Source organism: Rhodocaloribacter litoris, assembly GCF_011682235.2.
Classification (GTDB): domain Bacteria; phylum Bacteroidota; class Rhodothermia; order Rhodothermales; family ISCAR-4553; genus Rhodocaloribacter; species Rhodocaloribacter litoris.
The window spans coordinates 14,545-40,186 of the sequence record NZ_CP076718.1 but is presented as its reverse complement, the minus strand read 5'-3'; the positions used below and the strand labels follow the sequence as shown (position 1 = coordinate 40,186).

General features: G+C 67.7%; 22 protein-coding genes. All 22 read right to left on the bottom strand.

Features of this window, described 5'->3' with window-relative positions:
• Window positions 1-19 precede the first annotated feature (19 nt).
• The 22 genes from GQ464_RS00150 to GQ464_RS00045 all read right to left on the bottom strand — a co-directional run bounded on the left by GQ464_RS00150 (window position 20) and on the right by GQ464_RS00045 (window position 25,641).
• On the bottom strand, window positions 20-1,228 hold the full coding sequence (locus GQ464_RS00150; protein ID WP_166975148.1) for an MFS transporter: 1,209 nt from the start codon (window positions 1,226-1,228) through the stop codon (window positions 20-22).
• Between the two features lie 75 nt (window positions 1,229-1,303).
• Window positions 1,304-3,691 carry a TonB-dependent receptor gene (locus tag GQ464_RS00145; protein WP_228350455.1) on the bottom strand — a complete coding sequence of 796 codons (2,388 nt, stop codon included), beginning with the start codon at window positions 3,689-3,691 and terminating at the stop codon, window positions 1,304-1,306.
• Between the two features lie 372 nt (window positions 3,692-4,063).
• On the bottom strand, window positions 4,064-5,419 hold the full coding sequence (locus GQ464_RS00140; protein WP_166975142.1) for a 3-oxoacid CoA-transferase: 1,356 nt from the start codon (window positions 5,417-5,419) through the stop codon (window positions 4,064-4,066).
• A gap of 2 nt (window positions 5,420-5,421) precedes the next feature.
• Window positions 5,422-6,690, bottom strand: coding sequence for a thiolase family protein (locus GQ464_RS00135; protein WP_166975139.1), 1,269 nt, complete (start codon window positions 6,688-6,690; stop codon window positions 5,422-5,424).
• Window positions 6,691-6,713: 23 nt separating this feature from the next.
• A complete protein-coding gene (gene pcaB, locus GQ464_RS00130) occupies window positions 6,714-8,072 on the bottom strand; it encodes a 3-carboxy-cis,cis-muconate cycloisomerase (RefSeq protein WP_166975136.1) in 1,359 nt (452 codons plus the stop codon).
• A gap of 22 nt (window positions 8,073-8,094) precedes the next feature.
• On the bottom strand, window positions 8,095-8,664 hold the full coding sequence (gene pcaG / locus GQ464_RS00125; protein ID WP_166975133.1) for a protocatechuate 3,4-dioxygenase subunit alpha: 570 nt from the start codon (window positions 8,662-8,664) through the stop codon (window positions 8,095-8,097).
• 29 nt (window positions 8,665-8,693) lie between these two features.
• Window positions 8,694-9,413, bottom strand: a complete 720-nt coding sequence (pcaH, locus tag GQ464_RS00120; protein ID WP_166975130.1) for a protocatechuate 3,4-dioxygenase subunit beta — start codon at window positions 9,411-9,413, stop codon at window positions 8,694-8,696.
• The gene (pcaC, locus tag GQ464_RS00115) at window positions 9,410-9,820 is read right to left on the bottom strand and encodes a 4-carboxymuconolactone decarboxylase (protein WP_166975127.1); all 411 of its coding nucleotides are present in this window, start codon (window positions 9,818-9,820) and stop codon (window positions 9,410-9,412) included. Before pcaC ends, pcaH begins: the two co-directional genes overlap by 4 nt.
• 18 nt (window positions 9,821-9,838) lie before the next feature.
• The gene (locus tag GQ464_RS00110) at window positions 9,839-10,633 is read right to left on the bottom strand and encodes a TIM barrel protein (protein ID WP_166975123.1); all 795 of its coding nucleotides are present in this window, start codon (window positions 10,631-10,633) and stop codon (window positions 9,839-9,841) included.
• 5 nt (window positions 10,634-10,638) lie between these two features.
• Window positions 10,639-11,442 (bottom strand): 3-oxoadipate enol-lactonase, encoded by an 804-nt coding sequence (pcaD, locus tag GQ464_RS00105; protein WP_166975120.1) that lies wholly within the window; start codon window positions 11,440-11,442, stop codon window positions 10,639-10,641.
• A gap of 7 nt (window positions 11,443-11,449) precedes the next feature.
• Window positions 11,450-12,640 (bottom strand): 4-hydroxybenzoate 3-monooxygenase, encoded by a 1,191-nt coding sequence (pobA, locus tag GQ464_RS00100; RefSeq protein ID WP_166975117.1) that lies wholly within the window; start codon window positions 12,638-12,640, stop codon window positions 11,450-11,452.
• Window positions 12,641-12,650: 10 nt separating this feature from the next.
• Complete coding sequence (locus GQ464_RS00095; protein WP_166975114.1) at window positions 12,651-13,553, bottom strand: fumarylacetoacetate hydrolase family protein; 903 nt, start codon at window positions 13,551-13,553, stop codon at window positions 12,651-12,653.
• A 41-nt stretch (window positions 13,554-13,594) separates the two neighbouring features.
• Complete coding sequence (locus GQ464_RS00090; protein ID WP_166975111.1) at window positions 13,595-14,743, bottom strand: FAD-dependent monooxygenase; 1,149 nt, start codon at window positions 14,741-14,743, stop codon at window positions 13,595-13,597.
• Window positions 14,744-14,773: 30 nt separating this feature from the next.
• Window positions 14,774-15,931 carry an alpha/beta hydrolase family protein gene (locus tag GQ464_RS00085; protein ID WP_228350454.1) on the bottom strand — a complete coding sequence of 386 codons (1,158 nt, stop codon included), beginning with the start codon at window positions 15,929-15,931 and terminating at the stop codon, window positions 14,774-14,776.
• A gap of 328 nt (window positions 15,932-16,259) precedes the next feature.
• Window positions 16,260-16,859 (bottom strand): LutC/YkgG family protein, encoded by a 600-nt coding sequence (locus GQ464_RS00080; protein ID WP_166975108.1) that lies wholly within the window; start codon window positions 16,857-16,859, stop codon window positions 16,260-16,262.
• The gene (locus GQ464_RS00075) at window positions 16,856-18,274 is read right to left on the bottom strand and encodes a lactate utilization protein B (protein WP_166975105.1); all 1,419 of its coding nucleotides are present in this window, start codon (window positions 18,272-18,274) and stop codon (window positions 16,856-16,858) included. The genes GQ464_RS00080 and GQ464_RS00075 overlap by 4 nt, the downstream gene beginning before the upstream one ends.
• Complete coding sequence (locus GQ464_RS00070; protein ID WP_166975102.1) at window positions 18,271-19,062, bottom strand: (Fe-S)-binding protein; 792 nt, start codon at window positions 19,060-19,062, stop codon at window positions 18,271-18,273. Before GQ464_RS00070 ends, GQ464_RS00075 begins: the two co-directional genes overlap by 4 nt.
• Window positions 19,059-21,248 (bottom strand): bifunctional rhamnulose-1-phosphate aldolase/short-chain dehydrogenase, encoded by a 2,190-nt coding sequence (locus GQ464_RS00065; RefSeq protein ID WP_166975099.1) that lies wholly within the window; start codon window positions 21,246-21,248, stop codon window positions 19,059-19,061. The genes GQ464_RS00070 and GQ464_RS00065 overlap by 4 nt, the downstream gene beginning before the upstream one ends.
• 17 nt (window positions 21,249-21,265) lie before the next feature.
• Window positions 21,266-22,669 carry a rhamnulokinase gene (locus GQ464_RS00060; RefSeq protein WP_166975096.1) on the bottom strand — a complete coding sequence of 468 codons (1,404 nt, stop codon included), beginning with the start codon at window positions 22,667-22,669 and terminating at the stop codon, window positions 21,266-21,268.
• A 9-nt stretch (window positions 22,670-22,678) separates the two neighbouring features.
• A complete protein-coding gene (locus GQ464_RS00055) occupies window positions 22,679-23,962 on the bottom strand; it encodes a sugar isomerase (protein WP_166975093.1) in 1,284 nt (427 codons plus the stop codon).
• A 42-nt stretch (window positions 23,963-24,004) separates the two neighbouring features.
• Window positions 24,005-24,202: a hypothetical protein gene (locus GQ464_RS00050; protein ID WP_166975090.1), complete on the bottom strand. Its 198-nt coding sequence runs from the start codon at window positions 24,200-24,202 to the stop codon at window positions 24,005-24,007.
• Entirely contained in the window at window positions 24,199-25,641 is a 1,443-nt protein-coding gene (locus tag GQ464_RS00045; protein WP_166975087.1) for a purine-cytosine permease family protein, read from the bottom strand. Before GQ464_RS00045 ends, GQ464_RS00050 begins: the two co-directional genes overlap by 4 nt.
• Window position 25,642 lies beyond the last annotated feature (1 nt).

Here is a 25,642-nt window from a genome sequence, read left to right as displayed (position 1 = left end):
TGGTCACAGGTTGTCGGGTTCATGGCAAGCCGCTGGGGATGCCGGCCGGGACGACCTCGCGCCGGGACAGGAACAGGTTGGCCGCAGCAACGGCCAGGCAGACGGTGCCGAAGACCACGAAGGTCACCAGCAGGTTGCCCGTCACATCCCGCACGGCGGAGACGGCCAAGGGTGAGAGAAACTGGCCCAGGAAAAACCCGCTGGCCCAGAAGCCCATGCCCCGGCCGCGGAAGGCCGGGGGCACCTCGCGCAGGCCCCAGGCGATCAGCACCGGGATGGCCATGCCGGCACCGAGCTGTTGGATCCAAGCGGCCGCCACGACGGCCGGCACGCTGACGGCCAGCCCGATCCCGATCAGCCCAAGTCCCACCAGGCAAAACAGGCAGGCGAACTGGAATCGGCTGCTTTTGCCCGAGATGAGCTTGAACAGGATGGCCCCGATCGGCACGGCGATACTGGCCACCGCGCTGTAGTTGCCGATTTGCTGCCTGTCCGTGATGCCCATGGCATCGAGGGCCAGGGCAAAGTGGAACGTATAGACGAAGTACAGCGCGGACGCCATCAGGGTGAACAGCCCGATGCGGAGCACCAGGCGCAGGGGAAAAGGGGGGGGCGGCCCGGTCGGTGTTTCGGTCCTGCTTCGGGTGATGCGGGGCTCGTAGATGAACAGAAAGGCGCCTCCTGTGATGGCAAAGGCAAAGGCGTAGACCAGGAAAGGATAGTTCCAGCCGAGGGTGGACAGGTAGCCGCTCAGGGACAGCAGCAGCGTACCGCAGGCCGACCCGAGGATGCCCTGCCACATGAGCCACTTGGCCCGGTCGGCTTCGTCGAAATAGTCACCCAGCAGCGCATTGCCGATCGTGAGGACGAAGGCCTCGCCAATGCCGAGCAGGAACCGCCCGCCGAGCACGGCCGGGAAGCTCTCGACGAAGAAGGGAAGGATGCCCCCGGCGCCGTACAGGAAGGTGAAGAGCATCAGTAGCTTGCGTCGCCCCAGCCGGTCGGTAAGAAAGCCCGCCAGCGGCGAAAAGAGGGCCACGCACAGGCCCGGCGCCGAGAGCACGAGCGGGGCCAGGGTTTCGATGCCCGGCAGCTCGGCGAAGTTGTTGCGAATGGCCGGGACCACCGGCATCAGGGCCACGATGGCCATCATCGGCAGCAGGTTGATGCCGATGATGATGGCACCCTGGGCAAAGCCCGCACGGGGGGGCGGCGTGTCGGAGCGCATGGGTTCGATAGAGCGGGAAGGATACGGGGAACGTGGCGGTCGCCGCCGTGCCCGCGGCGACCGCCACGTGGCTGTTCAGCGGAACAGGTAACTCAACCGCACGCCGTAGGTGCGAGGCGCTCCGAAGATCCAGTTGTAGAGGTCGATGCCGCCGCCGGTGAAGGCCGCATACGTGATGATCCGGTTGTCCTCTAGGTTGTGCACGAAGGCTCCGATCTCCCACCGTCCGTCCGGATGGCGGTAGGCGACGTCCACGTCTGTCTTCGTATAGGCATCCTGCCGCTCCATGGCGAAGTTGAAGGGGGTCAGGTAGTATGCCGACTTGTACTGCGTCTTGACACCGATGTTGAGGATGCCTGGTCCCAGTGGAACGTCCCGGTCATAGCCGCCGATCAGGATCCAGCGGGGCGAATGCACGGGCCGATTGCCGGACAGGTCCACGCTCACCTGGTCGCCGCTGACTACGTTGACGAGGGTGGGAAATTTGTGATACTTGGCCTCCAGGAAGTTGATGGAAAAGCGGAACCGGTCGCGAGCGGTGGCCAGGAACTCTCCGTCCAGTTCGATCCCGAAGATGTTCGTACTTCCGGCGTTCTGGGTGGTGCCTCCGATTTCGGTGTTGAAGAAGACGGTGACTTGCTGATCCCGGTAGGCGTAGAAGAAGGTCGAGCCGTTGAGGCGCAGCCGGGCATCCAGGAATCGGTTCTTGGAGCCGACCTCGAACGCGGTCAGATACTCCGGATCGTAGGGTCCCAGCTCGTCGAACCCGCCAGCCTTGTACCCCGTGCTCACCTTGGCATAGGCCATGTTGTCCTCGGTGAAGTCATAGTCGGCGTTTACCATCCAGGTTACCTGGCTCCAGTTGCCTTCGCCGAATCGGTCCACCATGCCCGGGTCGTTCAGTTGCGGGCGGGCATCCGGATAGAAGTACGCCGGTGCGCCGGGGACGAAGGGGGGGACTCCCAGTTGCTGGCCCGTGCGCTTCTTCTCGTCGTGGGTGTACCGGAGTCCTCCGGTGAGCCCGAGTTGTTCGGTGACGTTGTAGGTGGCCTGCCCGAACACACCGAAGGTTGAGGAAGTCACGTCGAAGATCGAGTAGTTGAGGAAGGGGATGCGGCCGCCGAAGGCACCGGCTGCGGCGGGGAGAAACAGGCCGCGTCGTACGTCCTGGTTTTCGTAGCCGTAGAACATACCCGTCTGCCAGATGAACCGCGGGGTTTCCCCGTTGAGCCGGAGTTCATGGCTGTGGGTATTGATGCCGAAGTTGTTGTCGAAGCTGAAGGTTTCCGGCAAAAACCCGTTCAGGGGCTGGTATCCTGCCAGTTCGGCGTAGCGATAGCCGCCCGTATAGGTGAGCCAGGCCGGCCCGAAGCTGTAACGCAGGCGGCCCCGGAGGGCATACTGGTCGATCTTCAGGAAGCCGCCTGTGGCCACATCGAAGTCCTTCGGGAGTTCGGTGGAGAACGTGGCCGGCGGTTGCCCGATGAGGGAGGGCGCAGCCTGGGCCACGTTGACGCCGTACTGGGAGGGGGCCTGCTGATCGGTGCGGTTGTACTCGCCGGCGACGTAGAGGGAAAACGTCGCTGCCGGGTCGAGGCGAAGGCCGAGGCGAAGCCCCATGACGTTGCCGTCGTCGATGCGTCCGGCCGGCCCGCCGTCGCGGTAGCCGTCGTGCCGGTCTAGCAGGCCGGCCAGGCGGATCGCGGCCACGTCCCCCAGGGGCAGGTTGAGCGCACCGGTGAGTTTGACGAGGTTGTAGTTTCCGTACTGGCCGGAGACGCTGGCCTCGGTACGTCTCAGCACCGGCTTATTGGTGATGATGTTGATGGCTCCGGCCGTGGCGTTACGCCCGTAGAGGGTGCCCTGAGGCCCCTTGAGCACCTCCACCCGCTCCAGGTCGTAGAGGGCGGCGTTGAGCGAGGTCGGGCGATTGATGTATTCCCCGTCGATATTGAGTGTGACGGCCTGGTCCGAAAGCTCGGACTCCCCGCCGGCCTGCGAGGAGACGCCCCGGATGCCGATCTGGTTGAAAATGGTGTTCTGAACGAGATGCAGCCCGGGGGCCTCGAATTGCAGTTGCAAGAGGTCCGTCGTGCCCGTTGTTTCGAGCTCTTCGCCGCTCAGCAGGGCCATGGCGATGGGGACGTCCTGGGCCAGTGCGGTGCGGTTCTCCGCCGTGACGACCACGTCTTTCAACATCAGCGGAGCCTCTTCCAGCCGGAAGTCGATCTGCTGGCCTTCGCCGTTGATCTCCCGACGTGCCGTCACGTAACCGACGAAAGAGACGACCAGGGTGTGAGCGCCTGGGCCCGGGAGCCGGATCGTATATCTTCCGTCGACGTCCGTTGCGGTGCCGACGGAGGTGCCCTCGATGACGACGGTGGCACCGGCCAGGGGTTGACCCTGGGCATCACGCACAGTGCCGGAGACGGTTTGCGCCAAAGCACTTCCCGGGTCGGTCATGAACAAGCCCAGGAACAGCAAGAACGTGCAGCCCGGCCAGGCGCGACGCGCGACGGGGCCGTATGAAGGCAGGGAAAGAGCAGGGTAGCACATGGCGGTGAGGGAGGACTTGAGCTGGCAGTGGAGAAGTGGCACCGAAGCGCTACCGGTATCGGTGCCTTCTTTACGAGAATTTTAAGCAAAGGCGGCTGGAGATGTCCTATCGAAATCGGGGGAGTTGTTTTCAAAATCAATCCTTTTAAACTTTTCAAAAGCCTTTTATGGTTAAAAAAGATCATTTGGAGCATCAATATCATTCATCGAGGAAGTCCATCTCGGAATCTTCACAACCTTTTTCGAAGTTGCCGGAGGCGTCGTGGCGGGCGAAGGAGGTCATGCAGGGCGGCTGGTCCCGTCTTGGAACGGGGCCGGGGTGCGGGCGCGGACTTCGTCGGGCGTGACGCCGGGCATGACTTCGCGGAGCACCATTGCGCCGTTTTCGAAGGCAAACACGGCCAGGTCCGTGATGAGTAGATCGACGGCGCCGACCGCCGTGAGCGGGAGCGTGCATGTGGGCACGACCTTCGGCGTCCCGTCGCGGTCGGTGTGGAACATGGTCACAATGAGTCGCCGGGCCCCGGCGGCGAGGTCCATGGCGCCGCCCACGCCGAGCAGCGGTCGGCCGGGTACGGCCCAGTTGGCGAGGTTGCCATGTGCATCCACCTGGAGGCCGCCCATGATAGCTACATCGATGTGCCCGCCGCGGATCATGGCAAAGGAGTCTGCGCTGTCGAAATAGCTGCTACCGGGCAGCGCCGTCACGGGAATTTTGCCGGCGTTGACGGGATAGTCGAGAGCACCGCCTTCCTTCGGGGCCGGGCCCACGCCGAGCATTCCGTTTTCGGTGTGGAGGATGATTCCGTCTTCCGGGCCGATGAGGTCGGCCACGAGGGTTGGGATTCCGATGCCTAGGTTGACCACGTCGCCGCGCTTCAGTTCGGCGAAGGCGCGTCGTGCCATAAGCATGCGGGCATCGTCCGCTCGCCGGGCACTGGTGGTCACCGAGGCCGAGGAGCCGAGGTCGTCGAGCGTCAGAGGGGCCTGTACGAGGTAGTCCACGAAGAGGCAGGGGGTGTGGATCTCGTTCGGGTCGAGCATGCCGACAGGCACGATCTCCTCCACTTCGGCAATGACGAGGTCGGCCGCCATGGCCATGGCCCGGTTGAAGTTCTGTTCGGTCATCCGGTAGACGAGGTTGCCGGCCGTGTCGGCTCGCCAGGCGCGGATGAAGGCCACGTCGGCGCGAAGAGCCGGCACGAACACGTGCGGTATCCCGTTGATCTCACGGGTCTCGGCGCTTTCGGCCAGGAGGGTGCCGGCCGCCGTCGGGGTGTAGAATCCGCCCAGGCCGGCGCCGCCGGCCCGGATGGCCTCGGCCAGCGATCCTTGCGGCAGGAGCTGTACCTCGATCGCACCTGATTGTGCGGCGGCAACCGCTTCGGGATTGCTGGTGAAATAGGACCCGATGGCCTTGCGGATCTGGCCGTTACGGAGCAGCCGTCCCCCGCCCAGGCCGGCTTCGCCGACGTTATTACCGATATAGGTCAGTCCGCCCGTGCCCCGCTCGGCCAGAGCATGGAGCAGGTGGACGGGGTTGCCCGTCATGCCGAAGCCGCCGGCCATCAGGGTTGCTCCGGGCGGAACCAGCCGGGCGGCCTCCTCGGCCGTGATCACAGGGACGGTACGCATGGTCAGCAACGTTCGATGATAGTGGTCTCTCCCTGCCCGACGCCGACGCAGAGCGTCGCCAGCCCGTAGCGCATCCGCGCGCCGGCACGTGCCCTGCGTTGCATCTCGTGCAGGAGCGTGGTGAGGATGCGGGCCCCGGAGCAGCCGAGCGGGTGACCGAGTGCGATCGCACCGCCGTTGACGTTCGTGATGGCCTCGCTCAGGCCGAGTTCGTGGAGCACGGCCAGCGCCTGGACCGCAAAGGCCTCGTTGACCTCGGCCAGGTCGATGTCGTCCAGGGTGATTCCGGCCCGGGCGAGGGCCCTGTGTGTGGCGGTCACGGGGCCTAGCCCCATCACACGGGGATCCACGCCCACCGCGGCTGAGGCTACCCATCGTGCCAGGGGCCGCAGGCCCAGTGCGCTGGCTTTCCGGGCCGACATGAGCACGAGAGCACAGGCCCCATCGTTGAGACCGCTGGCATTGCCGGCCGTGACGGTGCCCCCCTCGCGGAAAGCCGGTCGCAGGGCCGCCAGATGCTCCAGGCTCGTTGCCAGCTCGAACCCGTGCTCCGTCCGGGTGCAACGGGGATGTTCGTCGGTGTCCACGAGGACGGGATCACCCTTCCGCCGGGGGATCTCGACGGGGACCATCTCGTCGACGAAGCGTCCCGCGTTCAGGGCGGCGACGGCCCGGGCATGGCTCTGGAGGGCAAACCGGTCCTGTTCCTCGCGGGTGATCTCGCCTCCGGCAAGCGCCCCGGTGCAACTGAGCGCATAGATGTTTTCGGCCGTCTCGCCCATGGCTTCGAGCGGAAAGCGTGCGGCGAGCCTCGGGTTGGGGTAGCGCCAGCCCAGGCTTGTGTCCCAGGCCGTCTGGTTGCCGGGCGGCCCGAACGCCTGCGGGTTCTTCGGGATCGAGTACGGCGCACGGGTCATGCTCTCGACCCCGCCGGCCACGAACACGTCGCCCTCGCCGGCGCGGATCGCCCGGGCGGCCACGTTGACGGCGGTCAGCCCGCTCGCACACAGCCGGTTGACGGTGACCCCCGGCACGTGGTCCGGCAGGCCAGCCAGGAGTAGCGCCATCCGGGCCACGTTCCGATTGTCTTCACCGGCCTGATTGGCACAGCCGAGGACCACTTCGTCCACCTCGTCTCCCTCGAGCCCGACCCGGTCGAGCGCGGCACGGATCACGAGTGCCGCGAGATCGTCCGGGCGGACCGCGGCCAGTGCACCGCCGAGCCGGCCGATGGGAGTACGGAGAGCACTGACGATGACGACGTCTTGCATGGGGCAAAGGAAGGGATCCGGGGTCAGGAAGGGGGTGGGGTGTCGAGAAGGTCCGCGGCCTCCGCCAGCACGCGTTCGATGAAGGCATCGGCAGCGCCCAGGTAGGTCGATTCGTCGCGAAGGATCGCCCAGTCGACCGGGGCGTCGGTCCGGGAACGAACCAGCTCGACGAGGTGAAATCCCTCACGACGGGCGATGCGGCCAGCCTCGGCGATGAGTTGTCGAGCCGCGTCGGCACCGAGGTGGGGGGCCAGGGCGAGACGGAGCGCTTCGGCCAGCAGCATGCCCTGCGAGTCCGCCACGTTCCGGCGCATTCGCTCCACGTCGACGGCCAGGTGCCGTCCCAGGAAGGCGGCCTGCCGGAGGGCCGCTGCCGTCAGGGCCAGCATCTGTGGGAGCACCATCCATTCCATCTGCCAGCCATGTGTGCCCCGTTCATGTTCCTGGACGAGGGCGTGGTGCAGGGCACCCAACAGGGTGGCGTTCGTCCGGGCTGCTGCGAGGATGACTTCACTGGCAACGGGGTTGTGCTTCTGGGGCATCGTGCTGGAGCTCCCTCGCCCGACCTCGGAGGACTCGTGGACTTCATCCACTTCGCTCTGTGCGAGCAGGATGAGATCTTGGGCCATTTTACCGAGCGAGCCGGAGACCAGAGAGAGCCAGCCTGCCAGCTCGGCCAGGCTGTCGCGCTGGGTGTGCCAGGGGAGGAGGGGGACACCCAGCCCCAGTTCGTCCGCCAGGGCGTGCAGCACATCCGGTCCCCGCTGGTCGAGGGCTGCCAGCGTCCCGGCGGCCCCACCGAGCTGGACGACGAGCAGCCGGGGGCGCAGTTCTGCCAGCCGCCGGCGGTGACGAATCAGCGGCGCGAGCCAGCCGGCTACCTTCAGCCCGAAGGTGATGGGGACGGCGTGCTGCGCGTGGGTTCGTCCCGGCATGAGCGTGGTACGGTGAACGCGGGTCATCTCCGCGAGCCGGCTCATCACGTCGCCGAGCAGGTTTTCGAGCACACGGAGCGCCGCGCGGAGCCGGAGCACCAGCCCGGTATCCATGACATCCTGTGTCGTGGCGCCCCAGTGGACGTACGGGGCCGCCTCCGGGTCGACGGCCTGCCGCACCTGGGCCACCAGCGCCGCGATCGGCACGCCATCCCGTGCGATGCCTGCCCGTACCCCGTCCGGGTCGATGGGCAGATTGGCCAGCACGGCATCGATGTGCTGGGCCACTTCGGCCGGGATCACACCCAGACGCCCCTGCACCCGTGCGAGCGATGCTTCAACGTCGAGCCAGCTCCGGATGCAGGCTGCGTCGGAGAAGAGCTCCGCCATCTCCGCGTCGGAGAACAGGGCACCGAAGAGGTGGGAGTCGGTGGGAGAGAGCGCCATACGGACCGGGTGATTACGCGATTCAAAGGTCGAAGAAGACGGTTTCACCGGTTCCCTGAAGCCGGATGTCGAACTGATAGCATGGGGGTGGTCCGTCGGCCACGCGCCGTGCCAGGAGGCTCGATCGCCGGTCCAGAGCTATCTGCGCGAGCACGGGGTCGGTGGCGTTGGTCGGCTCATCTTCGAAATAGAGGCGGGTGACGAGGTGAACAAGCAGCCCCCGGCCGAAGACACGAACGTTGACGTGAGGGGCGTGTCCGTCGCCGTCCGGCCCGGTTCTACGGCCTGGACGGATCGTCTCGAAGTGGAAGCGGCCGTCGTTCGCGGTGTCAGAACGGCCGAAGCCGCGGAAGGCCGGGTCGGCCAGCCGGTACTCGGGGTCAGCGGGGTGGGGGAAGCGTCCGGCGGCGTCGGCCTGCCAGATTTCGACGAGGGCGTCGGGTACGGGAAGGCCGTCGCCGTCATAGACGGTGCCTTCGATGTAGATGCGTTCCCCTCGGGCTCCGGGTGCGGCCAGGATGCGCTGCGCCTCGCCGGTGATGAGGGCATCGTGGAAGAAGGGGCCGACCGTCTGGCTGCTCGTCGGTTGCATGGCGTTTTCGGACGTCACGGCTGCTCGTTTCATTCTTCAAACGGCGTCTGAGAGCGCCCACCCAGTACGATGTCGAACCGGTACCCCAGCGCATGCAGGGGTTCGGTTACGTCATGGGCATAGGCCGCAATGAGGCGCTGGCGTCCTTTCTCATCCGGAATGCTGTTGAAAATCGGGTCAAGGGCCAGCAGCGGGTCGCCGGGGAAATACATCTGGGTGACGAGGCGCTGCGTGAAATCGGTGCCGAAGATTGAGAAGTGAATGTGGGAGGGGCGCCAGGCGTTGTCATGGTTTTTCCAGGGATAGGCACCCGGCCGGATGGTGATGAAGCGGTACGTCCCATCCTGATCGGTCAGGACGCGTCCGGTGCCAGCGAAGTTGGGGTCGAGGGGAGCGTCGTGCTGGTCGAGTTTGTGGATGTAGCGTCCGGCGGCGTTGGCCTGCCAGACCTCGATCAGGGCATGGCGTACGGGATGCCCGGAACGGTCCAGGACGCGCCCGGTGACGATGATGCGCTCGCCGATAGGCTCTCCGTTGACGATGGCATTGCGCGTCAGGTCGTGATCAAGGGGGTGGAGGGCTTCGTGCCCGAAAACCGGCCCGGTGCGCTCCGAGAGGGTGTGAGGCAGCGGCATCAACGGCCGGTGCGGGGCGCGCTTGACGGTGGCCCGGTACGGGGCGTACAGATAGGGCGGCTGCACCGACCCGTCCAGCGTGCCGCCGCGGCGGGGTTCGGTAAAATCGTTCATGGCTGTTTCTGTTCGAAGTCGTCGGTACGGGTGCCCGGTGTTGCGAGCACGTCCCGGGCGATGCCGAAAGCGGCGTGGGCGGCCGGGATGCCGGCATAGACGGCGACGTGGTGCAGGGCCTCGCGTACCTCGGCCGGAGTGACCCCGGTGCGCGGCGTGGCCCTGAGATGCAGGGCAAGTTCCCGCTCCCTGCCGAGCGCCGCCAGGATAGCGATCGTGATGAGGTGACGGGTCCGGTGGTCGAGCCCTTCACCGGACCAGACCGTTCCCCATGCGAATTCGGTGATGAAGCGCTGGAAGGCGGCGTCGAAGGGTGTCTTGGCGGCTTCGGCCCTGTCGACGTAGGCTTCGCCCAGCACGGCCCGCCGTACGGCCATGCCTTGTTCGTACCGGTCGTCGTGGCTCATCGGGGAAGGCGGCAGGGTTCAGGAGAGATCGCGAGGCATTGCATCGAGGGCTTGCAGGACGGCCTGAATGTGGGCCAGGGAGCGCCTCGTTTCCGTGGTCGGTGTGTATTCGAGCCCCACCGGCCCGTCGTAGCCCAGGTCACGCAAGGTGCGGAGCTGGGTCATCCAGTCGATTCGCCCGCTCCCCGGCTCCGTGCGGTCGGGCACATCGGCGATCTGGACATGGGCTACCCGGTCGAGGTGGTCACGGAGTACGTCGCCCGGAGCGTCTCCCATCTGCAGGGCATGATAGAGGTCGAACAACAGCGCCAGGCCCGGATGATCGACCTTCCGGATGGCCGCCAGGCATTCGGTGGTGGTGTCGAAGAGCGTTCCGGGGTGGTCGACGCGGGTGTTGAGGTTTTCCAGCAGGAGGACGACGCCGTGTTCGGCAGCTATGTCGGCGCCGGCCCGGAGCGCGTCGACGACGATGTCGTGCTGTTGCGCCCGGCGCATGTACGGAAACCCGACGCCCGAGCCGGTGACGATGTGCGGGCAGTTCAGCGTCCGGGCGGCCTGGCAGGCCTGTGTCACATGTTCGAGGAAGAACGGATGGCTTTCCCGGTCGGCCAGGGGGACACGTCCTTCGACCAGCAGGGTCCAGACGCGAGCTCCGCAGGCCCGGAGTGCCCGGCCAAGGGCTTCCAGGTCCTTGTTGCTGTGGAACCATATTTCGACCGTGGTGATGCCCGCGTCGGTGGCGGCGCGCACGCGGTCTCCGAAATCGTTGCCGGCTTCCGTGAACAGGAGCTCGATGTTGGCAGACAGTTCCATGGGCGTTATGCGTTGGACAAAAAACGGATGAGGGCATCGGAGAGGGCGTCCGGTTGTTCGACCGGCGGGAGGTGCGCGGCGCCGGGCACCGCTTCGAAACGGGCTTCGGGCAACGCTTCAGCCAGGGTGCGGCAATCTTGCAGGGGGGTGGCGAGGTCTTCCGTGCCACAGAGTACGAGGGCGGGGGCCGTGATCCGGTCGAGCCGGTCCGAGACGTCTCCGTCACGCAGGGCGGCGCAGGTGCCCAGGTAGCCGTCGAGCGGGGTGCGATGCAACATGTTCACGTAGAGCCGGTAAGTAGCCGGCTCCCGGTGCGGGAAGGACGGGGCAAACCAACGGTCGAGGATGGTTTGGGCCAGGGCGGCCATACCGCGGTCGCGAAGGGCTTCGGTACGGGTTTCCCAGGCGGCCGCGGTGCCAATACGCGGCAGGGTGTCGCACAGCACGAGGCGCCGCACCCGGCCGGGATACTTCGCCGCCAGGTTCATGGCGATGAGACCCCCCACCGAGATGCCGGTCAGGTCGATGCATGCGAGGCCCAGGGTCTGGACCAGACCGATCAGGTCGTCCGTAAGCATGGCCAGGGTGTAGGGCGGTGCGGGGGCGTCGGAGAGTCCATGCCCCCGTAGATCGTAGCGCAGCAGGGGCCGGTGCGGGTCCCAGGTCCGCAGCCGGGCAACGACGGCATCCCAGAGGCGCAGGTCTGTGCCCAGGGCATGCACCAGCACCAGCGGCACACCGCTGCCCTCGCCTTCAAGGAGGACGTTGACGGTAAGGTCGTTCACGGACAGGGCGCGACGGTCGGACATGGATGCCTCAGTCGAAGGGTTCGAGGGGGAGGCCGACGTAGTTCTCTGCCACCATGGTGCGGCCGGCGTTGGAGCCGGTGATGTAGTCGAGCTCGGCGATCTGGAGGCGGTGGTCGATGGGGTCGTCGGTGAATTTGTGCAGCACCGAGGTGAACCACCAGGAGAACCGGATCGCCTTCCAGACCCGCCGGAGGGCCGTCTCGGAGTAGCGATCGAGCAGGTCGGTACGGCCCTCCCGGTAATGGGCGGCCAGCGCACGGGCCAGGTAGTGGACATCGGAGGCAGCCAGGTTGAGGCCTTTCGCGCCGGTCGGGGGAACGATGTGGGCGGCGTCGCCGGCCAAGAAGAGGCGGCCGAAGCGCATCGGCTCGGCCACGAAGCTGCGCAGCGGGGCGATGCTCATCTCGAGGCGCGGCCCGGTCACGACGGCCTCGGCCACCCGGGGCGGAAGGCGGCGCCTCAGCTCGTCCCAGAAGGCCTCGTCGGTCCAGCGGGCCACGTCGTCGTCGGCGTCACACTGGATGTAGTACCGGCTGCGTGTGGGTGAGCGCATGCTGCACAGCGCAAAGCCGCGCGCATGGTTAACGTAGATCAGTTCCTCGGCGGCCGGTGGCACGTCGGCGAGCAGGCCAAGCCAGCCGAACGGATAGGTTTTTTCGAAGGTGTGCAGCCGGGCCGGGTCGACGCTCCGGCGAGCAATGCCATGATATCCGTCGCAACCGGCGACGAAGTCGCATCGGAGCTCGTGCCGTTGGCCGTTCTGCTCGTAGATGAGACGGGGTTTGGCGTCGAGGTAGCCCTCGATGCCCACGACGGGTGTCTCGAAGAGAAGGGGAGCGCCGGCGTCGAGGCGGGCCCGGATAAGGTCCCGGGTTACCTTCGTCTGTCCGTAGATCAGGACCGTCTTGCCGCCGGTATGGGCTGCCATGTCGATGCGTTCCAGCCGCTCGGAGAAAGCCAGGTTGATGCCCGCGTGCGGGAGGCCCTCCCGCTCCATGCGTTCGGCGACCCCGACCTCCCGGAGGAGGTCGGCTGTGCCCTGTTCCAGCACGCCGGCCCGGATGCGTCCCTCCACATAGGAGCGGCTGCGCCGCTCCAGAATGACCGACTCGATGCCCTCCCGGTGAAGCAGGTGGGAGAGCAGGAGCCCGGCGGGGCCCGAACCGATGATGCCAACCTGTGTGCGTGTGAGGGCCATGGGGCTGCTGCTAGGCGACCGGGTTGCGCAGGATGCCCAGCCCTTCGACCTCCAACTCGACGACGTCACCCGGCTGGAGCGGGCGATGTCTGCGGAAGTCGTCCTCGACGAGGCTGCCGTGTCCAACCGTCCCGCTGCCGAGCACGTCTCCGGGCCGGAGCGTTACGCCGTTCGCGGAAGCCCGTGCGATCATGTGGGCGAAAGGGTGATAGATGGTGCGGAAGTTGTTCTCGCAGACGGTCTTTCCGTTGATGCGGGCCGTCATGCCCAGGTCAAGCCGGCCGTCGCCGGTTTCACGCGGGGTCAGCTCGTCCCGGGTGACGAGAAAGGGTCCAAATGCATTGGCGAAGTCTTTGCCCTTGTGGGGGCCGAGCATGACCGTCATTTCGCGGCGCTGGATGGAGCGGGCCGTCCAGTCGTTGAAGATCATGTAGCCGAAGATGTAGCCGGAGGCCTCCTCGACTGGAATGTCGGCGCCCGGCCTGCCAATGACACAGGCCACCTCGAGTTCGAAGTCGAGGTGCGTCTCTCCGGCGGGACGACGAACCGGATCCTCCGGGCCGAGGATGGCATGGTGGTTGGTGAAGTAAAAGATGGGCATTTCGTACCAGGCCGGGGCGACGGGATAGCCGAACGTGCGGGAACAGTTGAGCATGTGCTCTTCGAAAGCGACGAAGTCCCGGATGCTGCGGGGGCGGGGCAACGGGGCATGCAGGCGCACCTCGGACAGTCGACAGTGGGGTTCGACGTCCAGGCTCAGGGCGAAGTCGAGCGCTTCCGGACCCAGATCGATGAAAGCCAGAAGATCGGCCGGCAGGTCGGAATGGGCGCGCTGCATGTCGATAACGCCGTCGTCCTGGAGCCAGCCGGCCCGGAGACGGCCGGTTTCGTGTTCGAAAGTGACGAATTTCATGGCGTGCTCGTGGCGGTACCGGGTCAGGCGGTGCCGTGCGGCTAGATCGGTTCGGTGAGCCGGGTGAAGACCATGCCCAGCTTCCGGCCCATGTCGGCCCCTTCGGGCAGGGGCTTCCCTTCCCACTCGAGCTGCTCCCACCGGGCAATCGTCGCCCCCTCCTCTATGACCATCCGGCACCGGTCGAACCGGCGTGCCATGAAGCGATCCAGGGCCCGCGTGAGGACCTCCGGGTCGTCCAGGCCGGAGGCGTGCAGCTCTTCGGCCAGGACGACGGCATCTTCGATGGCCAGCGCGGCGCCATTGCCCAGTTGTGGCACCGTCGTGTGGGCCGCGTCGCCAATGAGCACGACGCGCCCGCGGTACCAGGGCGGTGGAACGAGCAGGGTCCACAACGGCCGGTAGATCACCTCGTCCGGATCGTCGACCCGGTCGATGAGGCGCTGTATGAACGGGTTGGGAAACGCTTGCATGTAGGCACGAAGCCGGGGCACGAGCTCTTCCCGGGCCAGTCGGTGTCCGGCGTCGGGGGTCACGACGAACATGTACATCGTGTCTCGTGTCATCGGGATGAGGCCTATCTTGGCGTTCCGCCCGAAGAACATGTAGCCGGTGTCGAGATCGGGCAGGCGCTCGAAAGGATAGCGCCAGACCGCCGAGCCGACCGGCCGGGGGGGGAAGTCTCCGAAGACCAGTTCGCGCACATGGGAGTTCATCCCGTCGGCACCGACGACGAGGGCGTAGCGCCCTGTGCTGCCGTCCGTAAAGGTGACGTCGACGCCGGTTGCATCCTGCTCGAGGGCCGCCACGCTCAGGCCCATCCGGATCCGGACAGCGGAGGCAACCGCCTTCTCGTGCAGGACGTCGTGCAGGATCCGTCGCGAGATGCCGTTGTGGCTGGGAAAGCGGCCGATCGGTGGGGTGCCCGTCTCGCCGATCGGGGTGCCATCGGCCAGGCACAGCTTGACTTTCCCGTAGGGAAAGCCGCGGCGCATGGTCTCGTCGGCCAGGCCGATGGCGTCGAGGGCACGGAGCGCGTTGACCATCTGGATAATGCCGACCCCGTAGACGTCGAACTCGTCGTGGATCTCGACGATCTCCGCATCGAAGCCCGCCTGGCGAAGCGCCGTGCCTAGCGAGAGCCCGCCAATACCGCCGCCGACGATGAGTATGTGTGCTGTCGCTGCCATGGTGGATGCGGATGGGTGAGCGGATCGGGGTCAGACCTCCTCACTTCCGAGCTCGCGGGCCAGCCAGTCGAGCATCGGGTAGGCCTTCGTGAAGTTATCGACGTGGCAATGCGCCGAGCCGGTTTCCTCTTTCGGTACGATGTGAAGATGTTTTTCACAGGTGAGGGCTTCGTAGAGCCGGTAAGCATGCGCGACGACGTTCTGGCGGTCGTCCTCACCGTGCGAGATGAAGGTCGGTATCCTGATTTGCTCGGCGACCCCGTCGAGGGTGAAGAGCTGGAGTTTTTCGCGGGCGGACTTCATGTCATCGACGCCGAGGATGTGCATCAGGATCGGTGCCAGCGGGTGGTCGTCGGAGCGATTGTCCCATGTGTCGGAGTAGTTCCAGACGGCGCCCCAGATGGCACAGGCCCGGAAGCGCGACTCGAACGCAGCGGCCCGTGCCGCCATGTAGCCACCCATCGAGACGGCCATGATTCCGATACGACCGGGGTCGACGGGCAGATTCGCAATGGCCCAGTCGAAGGCGGTCGTGGCGGGGACCTCGTAGTCGTGCCGGGTGTGAAGGCCGTTCAGGCGGAGCGCACCGCCCTGTCCGGGGCCGTCGAGCACCAGCACGGAGACGCCTCGCTCGTTCAGCAGCAGGGCCGGGCCGAACCAGAGTTCTTCGGCACAACTGTCCAGGCCGCCGAACATGATGACGAGCGGGCCAGGTTCGGTCAACGTGGCCTTCGCTTTGAAAAAATAGCCGGGCATGTGAGACCCCTCGTAGGGCACCTTCACCACGTCCGGAGGGATGCGCCAGTAGGGGAGACTTCTGTGGAAGGCTTCGACGGCCTGAAGGTAGGTCGGCAGCTTGCGGTCATCGCCGGGCTGGAGGAAGAATTCGGCGGTGCGCAGGTAGTTCGATGCCCGGAGGAAGTGTGCCCTGGCGGTGGTTCGGCGTCCTTCGGCCAGGGCTTTTTCGGCACGAGCCAGGACTTGCCTGCCCTGCCAGGTCCAGGCTTCATGGAACGACTCCCGGTTGCCCGGTTCGATCCGGGCGGCGGCTTCCAGGCATTCGTTGAACTCGCCGCCGCCGTAGTGGGCTTGGGCCAGGATCCGCACCAGCTGATAGGAGAACATGTAGTGCCCCGGGAAATACTGCCACATTTTGGTGGGGCCAGCCTGTTCGGGGTTCCTGGTCATGGCAATCGGAAAGGCATGGGCACATAGGGGCCAGCGCGTGCGGTCGTTGTTCTCCGGTGGGCTTCGGGAAAAAGCCCTTTCAGGCTCGGCGAACCTTCTGCGGTGACGGTCGCTTGATGTTTCGGTGAAGAAGATAGAAAAACGATGCCGTGCGTCTTTATCAGGAAACCGCAATTAATATGCATTATCAATCATCTCTCCGGTATGGATATACTGGCTTTGGCCATGTCTTTGATGGGTATTTGGATGAAGGATATGGCTGGTAATGAACCTTTTGGAGCCTCATCTGGTCGGCCAGACGGCATCGTTTCTGGGAGGAATGCACTATTCAAAAAGAGATTTTCGTATCCGGGATCAGGTAGACCGTCACGCTGCGGGGGCCGTGGGCGCCGATGACGAGGGCCTGGGCGATGTCGGCGGTTTTCGAGGGGCCGGCCACGAAGACGCCGAAGTCCTCCGCCGCCACGTCGAGGCGGTCGTAGGCCTGGTGCAGGTTCCAGACGAGGCGGTCGGCAGGGAGCAGGAGCAGCAGGTGTTCGGCCAGGAACAGTGCGGCACGATGCCCGGCGGGCGCGGCCCGCACCCACACGGCGCCGCTTTCGGCCACGCCGAGCGTGCCGCGGCACACGAGCAGGTCGATCGTAGCCAGCTCCGCCGGGGCGGTCGTGGCGTCGATCACCTGCGTCCCGGGCAGCAGGTCCGGCTCGAGGGCGGCGATCACCCGGGCGCCGGGATACCGTGCCCGGACGACGTCGCCCAGGGTGTCGAGGGAGCCCGTGAGGCAGGTTGCGTTCACGCCGGCCGCCGCCTCCCGGAAGCGCGCCGCCAGGTCATTCCCGGGGGCGGGAAAGGACGGCAGGCCGGGATGGGGGCGGGGCGGCGGGCGATGGCGGGCCACGGCCTCCAGGATCTTCGTGCGGCTGTTCATGGCATGTCAGCGGGGTGTTCCGGGGCAGGGCGGTGGGTCCGGTACCAGTCGCGGAATGTCTGCGGCGGCACCGGGGGGAGCTCCCGGGCCCGTCCCCAGGTGTTCGGCCGGGCATAGAGGAGGCGGCGGGGCAGGTGGCGCAGGAGCCGGCGCAGGGCGGCCCCCGCGACCCTGTAACGGCGCGGGTGAGCGAGGAGCCAGCCGGCCATCTGCATGAACCACCGCTTCGCCCGGGAGACGCCCCCGGCCCGGGTGACGTCCTGGCGCCAGGCGTAGAGCTGGTCGTGGATGTCGATCTGCACCGGGCAGACGTCGCTGCAGGAGCCGCACAGTGTGGAGGCAAAGGGCAGCGACGCGTAGCGCACGGGATCGGCGCCGGGCATCAGGATGGAGCCGATGGGACCGGGCACCGGGGCGCCGTAGCTGTGCCCGCCGCTGCGCCGGTAGACCGGGCAGGTGTTCATGCAGGCGCCGCAACGGATGCACTTGAGCGAGGCCCGGTAGGCCGGGCGGGCAAGCTGGGCCGAGCGGCCGTTGTCCACCAGCACCACGTGCAGCGCGCGCCCGGGCGGCGGCCGGTGGAAGTGGGAGGTGTAGACCGTGATCGGCTGTCCCGTCGCACTCCGGGCCAGCAGGCGCAGGAACACGCCCAGGTCGTCCAGGCGCGGGATGACCTTCTCGAGGCCCATGCAGGCAATGTGGAGCGGCGCCAGGTGGGCCCCCAGGTCGGCGTTGCCCTCGTTCGTGCAGACGACGAACCCGCCCGTCTCTGCGACGGCGAAGTTGACGCCGGTGATCGCCGCGTCGGCTTCCAGGAAGCGCCGGCGCAGGTCCCGCCGGGCGGCCGCGGCCAGGTAGGCCGGCTCGTCCGCCCCGGCCTCCGTGCCCATCTTCGCGTGAAAGAGGGCGCCGATCTCCTCCTGCCGGTAGTGGATGGCGGGCATGACGATGTGGCTCGGGGCGTCGTTCGCCAGCTGCACGATGCGCTCGCCCAGGTCGGTGTCCACCACCTCGATGCCGTGGGCCTCCAGGAACGGGTTGAGGCCGCATTCTTCCGTCAGCATGGACTTGCTCTTGACGACCCGCCGCGCCCCGTGTCGGCGCAGCAGGTCGAGCACGATGCGGTTGTGCTCGGCGGCATCGGCGGCCCAGTGGACCTGGATGCCGTTGGCCGTCGCGTGCCGCTCGAAGGCCTCCAGGTACGTGTCGAGGTGGGAGAGGGTGTGCTCCTTGATGGCCGAGGCGAGCGCGCGCAGCTCCTCCCATTCTTCGACCATGGCCGCCGCCCGGTCGCGTTTCCGGCGGACCTGCCAGAGGGAGGCGTCGTGCCAGGTGGCGCGGTCGGCGTCGTGGAGGAAACGGGCCGCGGCGGCGGGGTGGTCGATCACGGGCAGGGTGTGCAGCAGCCGGTTCATGCCGTCACCTCCCCTCCGTTCAGGCGGGCGCCCCGGCGGCGGGCGGCCTCCGCGGGCGAGACGCCGGCCAGGATCTCGGCCACGTGCATCACCTGCAGGGGTCGTGTGAGGCGGCCCAGCCGCCGCTCGCGCCGGATGAGCCCGTCGAGGTGCATCAGGCAGGACATGTCGGTGCTCGTGATGACCTCGACCCCGTGGTCCAGATGGTCCTGCAGCCGGTCGCGGCCCATACGCACCGAGACGGCTTCCTCCCCGACGGCGAACGTCCCCCCGAACCCGCAGCATTCGTCCGGGCGGTCCAGGGAGACGCGTTCGAGGCCGTCGATCCGGTCGAGGAGGGCGGCCACCTTGTCGAAGGGCGGCACGCGGCGCTCGGTGCCGGCTCCCAGACGCAGGCCGCGCAGGCCGTGGCAGGCCGCATGGACGCCGACGCGGTACGGAAAGCGCACGTTCAGGGAGGGCGTCTTCAGCACGTCGACGAGGAACTCGCACAGTTCAAAGACCCGGGGCGTGGCGGCGGTCCCCAGCACGTGCCGGCGCACGTGGAGCACACAGCTTCCCGAGGGCGCCACCACGGTGTCGAAGCCGTCGAAGGTCCGGCGGAAGTGCCGGTGCACGCCTTCGGCGGCGTCCGCACAGCCTGCGTTGGCCATCGGCTGGCCGCAGCACGTCTGGTCGAGCGGGTAGTCCACCGCCAGGCCCTGGCCCTCCAGCACGGCCAGCGTGGCCACGGCCACCTCCGGGTACAGCTGGTCGAGATAGCACGGTATGAAGAGGCCGACCCTCATCGGAGGAAGGCATCCCGGATGCCGCCGTCGACGTGCAGGATCTGGCCGGTGGTCTTGGCCAGGCGGCGGCTCACGAGCAGGAACACGGCCTCGGCCTGGTCGTCCGGCGTGATGGTCTGCTTGGTGAGGGTGCGCTCGGCGTAGAAGGCGGAGAGGCGGGCGCGCAGCGTCTCGGTGTCCTCGGCCTCGTCGTACGGCAGGCCGTACTTCGTCAGCGAGGCGATGACCCGCTCACGCGGGAACATCTTGCTGCCTTCGACGACCGTGGCCGGTGCCAGGGCGTTGACGCGCACGCGCGGGGCCAGGGCCACCGCCAGTTCGCGCACCAGGTGGTTGGCCGCCGCCTTGCTCGTGTCGTAGGCCATGCTGCCTTCCTTCGCCACGACGGCGTTGACACTCGTCAGCACGACCAGGCTGCCCGGCAGGTCCTGCTCCTGCCAGATGCGCTTCATCTCACTGGCGACCAGGTACGGGCCTTTCACGTTGACACGGAAGGTGTCGTCCCACCGGGCGTCGGGGATCTCGCCGTCGACGTCGGGGCTGACGTAGAGGCCGGCCGAGATGACGACGTGGTCGATGCCGCCGTAGGCCAGGATGGTGTCCTCGAGGGCCCGGCGGACCGAGGCGCGGTCCGTCATGTCCACCGGCAGGGCGATGGCGTCGCCGGCGGCCGCGATGCCGGTACCGGCCACGCCGATGCCCCGGCCGAGGCGCTGCTCGATGGCCGCCACCGTCGTTTCGGCGGCGCCGGCATCCAGGTCGGCGGCCGAGACGACGGCGCCTTCGTCGACGAGGCGGTTGGCCACGGCCACGCCAATGCCGCTGCCCGCCCCGACGACCAGGGCCACCTGCCGCGCCAGCTCTTTCTCGGGCGGCATCCGCCGCAGCTTCGCCTCCTCCAGCGCCCAGTACTCGATGTCGAAGGCCTCCTGCCGCGGCAGCGCCGTGTAGCGGCTGACGGCCTCTGCCCCGCGCATCACCTCGATGGCGCAGCGGTAGAATTCGGCCGTCACCCGGCTCTCGCTCTTCGACTTGCCCCAGCCGATCATACCCACCCCGGGGATCAGGATGACGGTCGGCTCATCCCCACGCATGGGCGGGGAGTCCGGGCGCTTGCAGGCCTCGTAGTAGGCGGCATAGTCCTTCGCATACTGCGCCAGCCCTTCCTCCAGCCGATCCTTGAGCCGTTCGATGTCCTCCCGCCCGGGGTCCCAGTCCACATAGAGCGGCTTGATCTTGGTGCGGAGGAAGTGGTCGGGGCAGGAGGTGCCCAGCTCGGCCAGTTCGGGCGCCCGGACGGCGTTGACGAAGTCGAGGACGGCCGGGGAGGACTCGACCGTCGCCAGCACCCGTTTCTTGCGGCTGAGGCGTCCCCGGAGCCAGGGGAGGAGGCGCACGAGCACCTCGCGCCGTTCCGCTTCGGGCAGGGCCGGGTACTTGGCCCCGCCGAAGGTCTCCTGGCCGCGGTCGTGCTCGGCGAGGAAGCGGGCGGCCTGGTTGATGAGGCGGAGCGTGAGCCGGTAGCAGTCGCGGTCGTCGTCCGCCCAGTTGATGAGGCCGTGGCCGCCGAGGATGACGCCCTTCGCCTCGGGATGCGCCTCGCAGACGCGCTGCAGGGCCAGCCCCAGTTCGAAGCCGGGCCGCTGCCAGTCCAGCCAGACGACCTCATCGCCGTAGATCTGCTTCGTCAGCGCCGGGCCGTCGGCGGCCGTGGCGATGGCGATGACGGCGACCGGGTGCATGTGGTCGACGTGGCGGTACGGGATGAAGGCGTGCAGCGGGGTGTCGATGCTGGGGGCGCGGCGGTTCAGGTTGAACGTGGTGTGCGGGTAGAGGGCGACCATGGCGTCCTCGGCCGGCGTCTTGGGGCCGCGCTCGTCGAAGGCCTGGTATCGCTCCTGCAAGGCGAGCAGTTGCGCTAGGTAGAGCGAGGCGAAGTGCTCGCGCCGGGCCGTGCGCAGGTCCCCCCCGGAGCCCTTGACCCAGAGCACGTCGACGGGCTCGCCCGTGATGGGGTCGCGCTCGACGAGCTTCGACGAGGTGTTGCCCCCGCCGGTGTTGGTGATGCGCCAGTCGCTGCCGAGCAGGTTGGAGCGGTACACGAGCCGCTCGACGGGGTCGAGGCGGTCGGCCACGGCGTCGTCCCAGCGGTCTTCGACGAGATAAAGCGATTCGAGGGTGGTCATATCGGGCATATCGTGGATCAGACGGTTTGTTCGGTCGGATGGAATACGTGAAGGTCGGATGAGCGCCGGGCGACGTCCCGGAGGGTGAGGCCGGGGGGCAGGTCGCCGAGCGTGCGGGCCTGGATGAGCAGGTTGCCCAGGGCGGTGGCCTCCTCCCGCCCGGCGACGACGGTCCGGCCGCAGGCGTGCGCCGTCAGCGCGCAGAGCAGGTGGTTCCGGGCGCCGCCGCCGACCAGGTGGATGGTGTCGATGGGCTGGCCGGTGAGGCGCTCCAGGTCGTCGAGCGTGCGCCGGTACCCCGCGGCGATGCTCTCGAGGATGAGGCGCGTCCAGCCGGCGCGCGTCCCGGGGACGGGCTGCCCGTGCTCGCGGAGGTAGCCGGCCAGGCGGGCTTCCATGCCGCCACGCGGGAGGAACCGGGGGTCTTCGAGGTCGATCAGGAAGGCGGGCGGGGCCGCGGCGCGGGCCTCGCGCTCCAGGGCCTCCCAGTCGACCGTGCCCCATTCGCGGGCGCATTCCTGCAGAGCCCACAGCCCGGTCAGGTTTTTCAGGAAGCGGATGGTGCCGTCGAGCCCCGCCTCGTTCGTGAAGCCGGCCGTGCGGGCCGCCTCGCCCAGCAGGGGAACCTGCCGCTCGACGCCCAGGAGGGACCACGTGCCGCAGCTGATGTAGGCCCAGCCGGGGCCCTCGCCGGCGGGGACGGCGGCCACGGCGCAGGCGGTATCGTGGCTGCATGCGGCCAGTACGGCCACGTGGGGCGCGGCGGTCACATGGCCCGTCGGCGTGCCCGAGGGGACGATCGACGGCCAGGCCCCCGGGTCGAGGCCGAAGGCCCGGAACACCGCCTCCGACCACGTCCGGGTGTGAACGTCCATCAGCTGGGTGGTGCTCGCCATGGAGACCTCGATGACGGGCCGGCCACCCAGGCGGTGGTTCAGGTAGTCGGCGATGGTCAGGTGGCAGGCGGTGCGCCGGTGCAGGTCCGGGGTGTCGCGCCGGTCGGCCAGCACCTGGTAGAGCGTGTTGAAGGGGAGGAACTGGATGCCGGTGTGGGCGAAGAGCTCCGCCGCCGGCATCGTCCGGAAGGCGTCCTGCATCAGGCCGTCGGTGCGCCGGTCGCGGTAGGCGTAGGGACGGCGGAGGGGTTGGCCGTCCCGGTCCAGCGGCACGTAGTCGACCGCCCACGAATCCACCGCGACGGAGCGCAGGTCCGGGGCGGCGTCCAGGCCCCGGCGCAGGCCCTGCTCCACCTCCCGCACGAGGGCCTCCGCGTCCCAGTACAGGTGCCCGTCCCGTTCGAGCAGCGGCGTCTCGAACCGGTGGAGGGCTTCCATGTGCATCACGTCGCCCTCGAGTGTGCCCAGGAAGACGCGCCCGCTGGAGGCGCCCAGGTCTACGGCCAGGTAGTGCGTCGGCTTCATGGGGCACCTCTACAGACTCTGCGGGGGGACGTACACGCTGCCGGCGCGCTCACGGCTGCGGGCGGCCCGGTAGCCGGCGGCCCGGAATGCCGCCACGGGGTTCCGGGCCCCACCGCCCCGTGCGCGTGCCGCCGCCACCAGCGGCCCGACGTCCGTCTCGAAGGCGGCCTTCAGGGTCATCTCGGCCATGAGCACGTCGTTCGTCTCCTGGTAATGGGCCAGGGCCTCGTGGTCCACGAGCAGGGCCTTCGCGTAGGCCCGCTGCAACTGGTCGACGGTCTGCAGGAGCGCCTCGATGGGGTCCTTCAGGTTATGGCTCTGGTCGATCATGTAGGCGGGGTCGAAGCCCGGCACCTGCTCACGGGCCGCCGTCACGAGTTCGTGGAAGACGAGGAAAAGCTGATAGGGCTTGATGGAGCCGGCGGTCAGGTCGTCGTCCCCGTACTTGCTGTCGTTGAAATGGAAGCCGCCCAGCCGGCCGGCGGTGATCAGGCGGGCCACGACCAGCTCGATGTTGGTGTTGGGCAGGTGGTGTCCCAGGTCCACCAGGCAGGCGGCGCGGGGGCCGAGCGCCTGCGCCAGCATCAGCGAGGAGCCCCAGTCCTGTACGACCGTGGCGTAGAAGGCCGGCTCGTAGGGCTTGTGTTCGGTGAACAGGTGCCAGTCTTCGGGCAGGCCATCGTAGATCTGCCGGAGGCCGTCCAGCACCCGCTCGAAGCTCCGGCGCAGGTGCATCTGCCCGGGGTAGTTGCTGCCGTCGGCCAGCCAGACCGTCAGCGCCCGGGAGCCGAGTGCCCGGCCGACCTCGACGACGTGCAGGTTGTGCGCCACCGCCTGGGCGCGCACGGCGGGGTCCGTGTGGGCGAGCGAACCGAACTTGTAGGAGTGCGCCTGGCCGGGCTGATCCTGGAAGGTGTTCGAGTTGACGGCGTCGAAGCCCAGCCCGAGGGCGGCGGCGTGGTCCCGGAGGGCGGCGGGGTCCCCGGGTTCGTCCCAGGGGATGTGGAGCGAGACGCGGGGTGCGGCGACCGTCAGCCGGTGGATGACGGCGATGTCCTCCATCTTTTCGAAGACGTCGCGCGGCTCGCCCGGCCCGGGGAAGCGGCCGAAGCGGGTGCCGCCGGTCGTCAGGGCCCACGAGGGGATGGCGACCTCGAAGCGGGCCACCTCCGTCACGAGCGCCTCGAGGTCGAGGCCGCGGCGGGCCAGCTGTTCGCCCAGGTGCTCGTAGTCCCGACGGAAGAGGGCTTCGTCCGTCCGGTTGGTCTGCTCGATGTGTTCGGAGAGGTTCATGGGGGATGTCGTTCGGGGGAGCGGGGTGCGGCGGGGCGGGGGCTACGGCGCGGGGTTTGCCGGGGCATCCGGGCTCCCGGTGTGCATCCAGAACGGGGCGGTCACGAACCACGCCACCGTGCCGGCGAACATGAGCGTGGCATGGGTCTCCCACGGGATCGCCCCGGCGAAGACGAGGAAGGCTGGCACGACCGTAAGGGCCAGACCCAGGAACGAGATCACGTACAGCAAGGCTTTCATGGGCGTTCTCCGAGGGCGGGTTCGGGGGAGGGCGCGGTCGTCACGGCGGCCGTCGCGGCGGCACGCCGCTGCTGGAGCAGGCTCAGGCCCACGTAGAGGGCGACGGCGATGAACCAGCCGGGCAGGCCCAGGAAGAAGATCTCCACGCCCCCGGCCAGGTTGAGCAGCAGGCAGGCGCCCAGCGTCACGAACCAGGCCAGCGCCGCCGGCCAGCTGAAGAGGAGCTGCTTCCATTCGGCGTAGTCCTGCCGCAGGCCCAGCTTTGGCAGCAGCCAGAAGTCGGCGAAGATGACGGCACCCATCGGCATGAGCAGCAGCCCGTAGAGGGCGACGAAGTCGAGCAGCCGCATCATGAGCGCCGGGAACAGCGCGGCGACCGTCGTGATGACCCCCACGGCGAGCGTGACCTTCCACCGCTTCCAGTTCGGCGTGATGGTCTGCATGGCCAGGCCGGCCCGGTAAATGGTCGGGTTGGCGGTCGTCCAGCCCGCGATGAGGACGGCCACGAGGCCGGCCAGCCCCGCTCCCAGGTAGGCGATGGGGCCGGGCGCCACCTCGTGCCCGATCTGGAGCGCCAGCGCCACCAGGATGCCGGAGGCGATCCAGGCGATGTAGTGCCCCAGGTACATGCCGAACGCGCTGGCAAAGCCATAGGTCCACTTCCGGGCATAGCGGAGGATCGTCATGTCCGCCATGCCGATGTGCATGGCCATGTTGCAGAACCAGGCGAAGAACGTCACGTGCCAGAAGGTGAACTTCACGCGGCCCTCCATCGGCACGCCCGTCCAGATCTTTTCGCTGGCTACCTGCCAGAAGTCGCCGATCGTGTGCACGCCCAGCTGTGGCAGCACGGCCACCCCACAGGCGACGAAGACGAGGAACATCCACGGGGAGGCCACTTTCGAGAAGTGTGCGATCTTTTCGAACCCGAGGATGGCCAGCACCGTGACGACGGCGCCCACCAGCAGGACGGTTACGACCCAGCCGGCGCTGTTGGGGTAGAGGTCGCTCAGTTGCGGCATCGCCATGTCGAACGGGATGCCGACGGCCGTGGCCGCCACCGAGATCATCGCCCCCGCCAGGAAGCAAAACATGAGGGCGTTGACGATGTTGTAGAGGAAGAGGAGGTTCGGCCCGGCGATCTTGCGCAGTTTCCAGTAGAGGTTCAGGCGCGTGCGTGTGGCGATGGGAGCGCAGATGAACGCCCAGGAGAGCACCGCCAGCAGGTTGCCGACGAGCAGGCCGAGGAACAGGTCGGCCGCCGCCACGCCGTGGGCGACGAAGAGGGGGCCGATCACGAATTCGGTGCCGGCGACGTGCTCGCCGGCGTAGAGCCCGATGAAGCTGCCGGGTCCTTGCAGGCGGTCTTCGGAGACGGGCTCGCGGTCGAACTCGTTGATGGCGTCGAGTCGTTCGGCCAGGGTACGGAACGAGGGCATA

Coding starts and splice junctions, on each gene's coding strand:
- GQ464_RS00150 (WP_166975148.1), bottom strand. CDS start 1,228: ATGCGCTCCGACACGCCGCCCCCCCGTGCGGGCTTTGCCCAGGGTGCC.
- GQ464_RS00145 (WP_228350455.1), bottom strand. CDS start 3,691: ATGACCGACCCGGGAAGTGCTTTGGCGCAAACCGTCTCCGGCACTGTG.
- GQ464_RS00140 (WP_166975142.1), bottom strand. CDS start 5,419: ATGCGTACCGTCCCTGTGATCACGGCCGAGGAGGCCGCCCGGCTGGTT.
- GQ464_RS00135 (WP_166975139.1), bottom strand. CDS start 6,690: ATGCAAGACGTCGTCATCGTCAGTGCTCTCCGTACTCCCATCGGCCGG.
- pcaB (WP_166975136.1), bottom strand. CDS start 8,072: ATGGCGCTCTCTCCCACCGACTCCCACCTCTTCGGTGCCCTGTTCTCC.
- pcaG (WP_166975133.1), bottom strand. CDS start 8,664: ATGCAACCGACGAGCAGCCAGACGGTCGGCCCCTTCTTCCACGATGCC.
- pcaH (WP_166975130.1), bottom strand. CDS start 9,413: ATGAACGATTTTACCGAACCCCGCCGCGGCGGCACGCTGGACGGGTCG.
- pcaC (WP_166975127.1), bottom strand. CDS start 9,820: ATGAGCCACGACGACCGGTACGAACAAGGCATGGCCGTACGGCGGGCC.
- GQ464_RS00110 (WP_166975123.1), bottom strand. CDS start 10,633: ATGGAACTGTCTGCCAACATCGAGCTCCTGTTCACGGAAGCCGGCAAC.
- pcaD (WP_166975120.1), bottom strand. CDS start 11,442: ATGTCCGACCGTCGCGCCCTGTCCGTGAACGACCTTACCGTCAACGTC.
- pobA (WP_166975117.1), bottom strand. CDS start 12,640: ATGGCCCTCACACGCACACAGGTTGGCATCATCGGTTCGGGCCCCGCC.
- GQ464_RS00095 (WP_166975114.1), bottom strand. CDS start 13,553: ATGAAATTCGTCACTTTCGAACACGAAACCGGCCGTCTCCGGGCCGGC.
- GQ464_RS00090 (WP_166975111.1), bottom strand. CDS start 14,743: ATGGCAGCGACAGCACACATACTCATCGTCGGCGGCGGTATTGGCGGG.
- GQ464_RS00085 (WP_228350454.1), bottom strand. CDS start 15,931: ATGACCAGGAACCCCGAACAGGCTGGCCCCACCAAAATGTGGCAGTAT.
- GQ464_RS00080 (WP_166975108.1), bottom strand. CDS start 16,859: ATGAACAGCCGCACGAAGATCCTGGAGGCCGTGGCCCGCCATCGCCCG.
- GQ464_RS00075 (WP_166975105.1), bottom strand. CDS start 18,274: ATGAACCGGCTGCTGCACACCCTGCCCGTGATCGACCACCCCGCCGCC.
- GQ464_RS00070 (WP_166975102.1), bottom strand. CDS start 19,062: ATGAGGGTCGGCCTCTTCATACCGTGCTATCTCGACCAGCTGTACCCG.
- GQ464_RS00065 (WP_166975099.1), bottom strand. CDS start 21,248: ATGACCACCCTCGAATCGCTTTATCTCGTCGAAGACCGCTGGGACGAC.
- GQ464_RS00060 (WP_166975096.1), bottom strand. CDS start 22,669: ATGAAGCCGACGCACTACCTGGCCGTAGACCTGGGCGCCTCCAGCGGG.
- GQ464_RS00055 (WP_166975093.1), bottom strand. CDS start 23,962: ATGAACCTCTCCGAACACATCGAGCAGACCAACCGGACGGACGAAGCC.
- GQ464_RS00050 (WP_166975090.1), bottom strand. CDS start 24,202: ATGAAAGCCTTGCTGTACGTGATCTCGTTCCTGGGTCTGGCCCTTACG.
- GQ464_RS00045 (WP_166975087.1), bottom strand. CDS start 25,641: ATGCCCTCGTTCCGTACCCTGGCCGAACGACTCGACGCCATCAACGAG.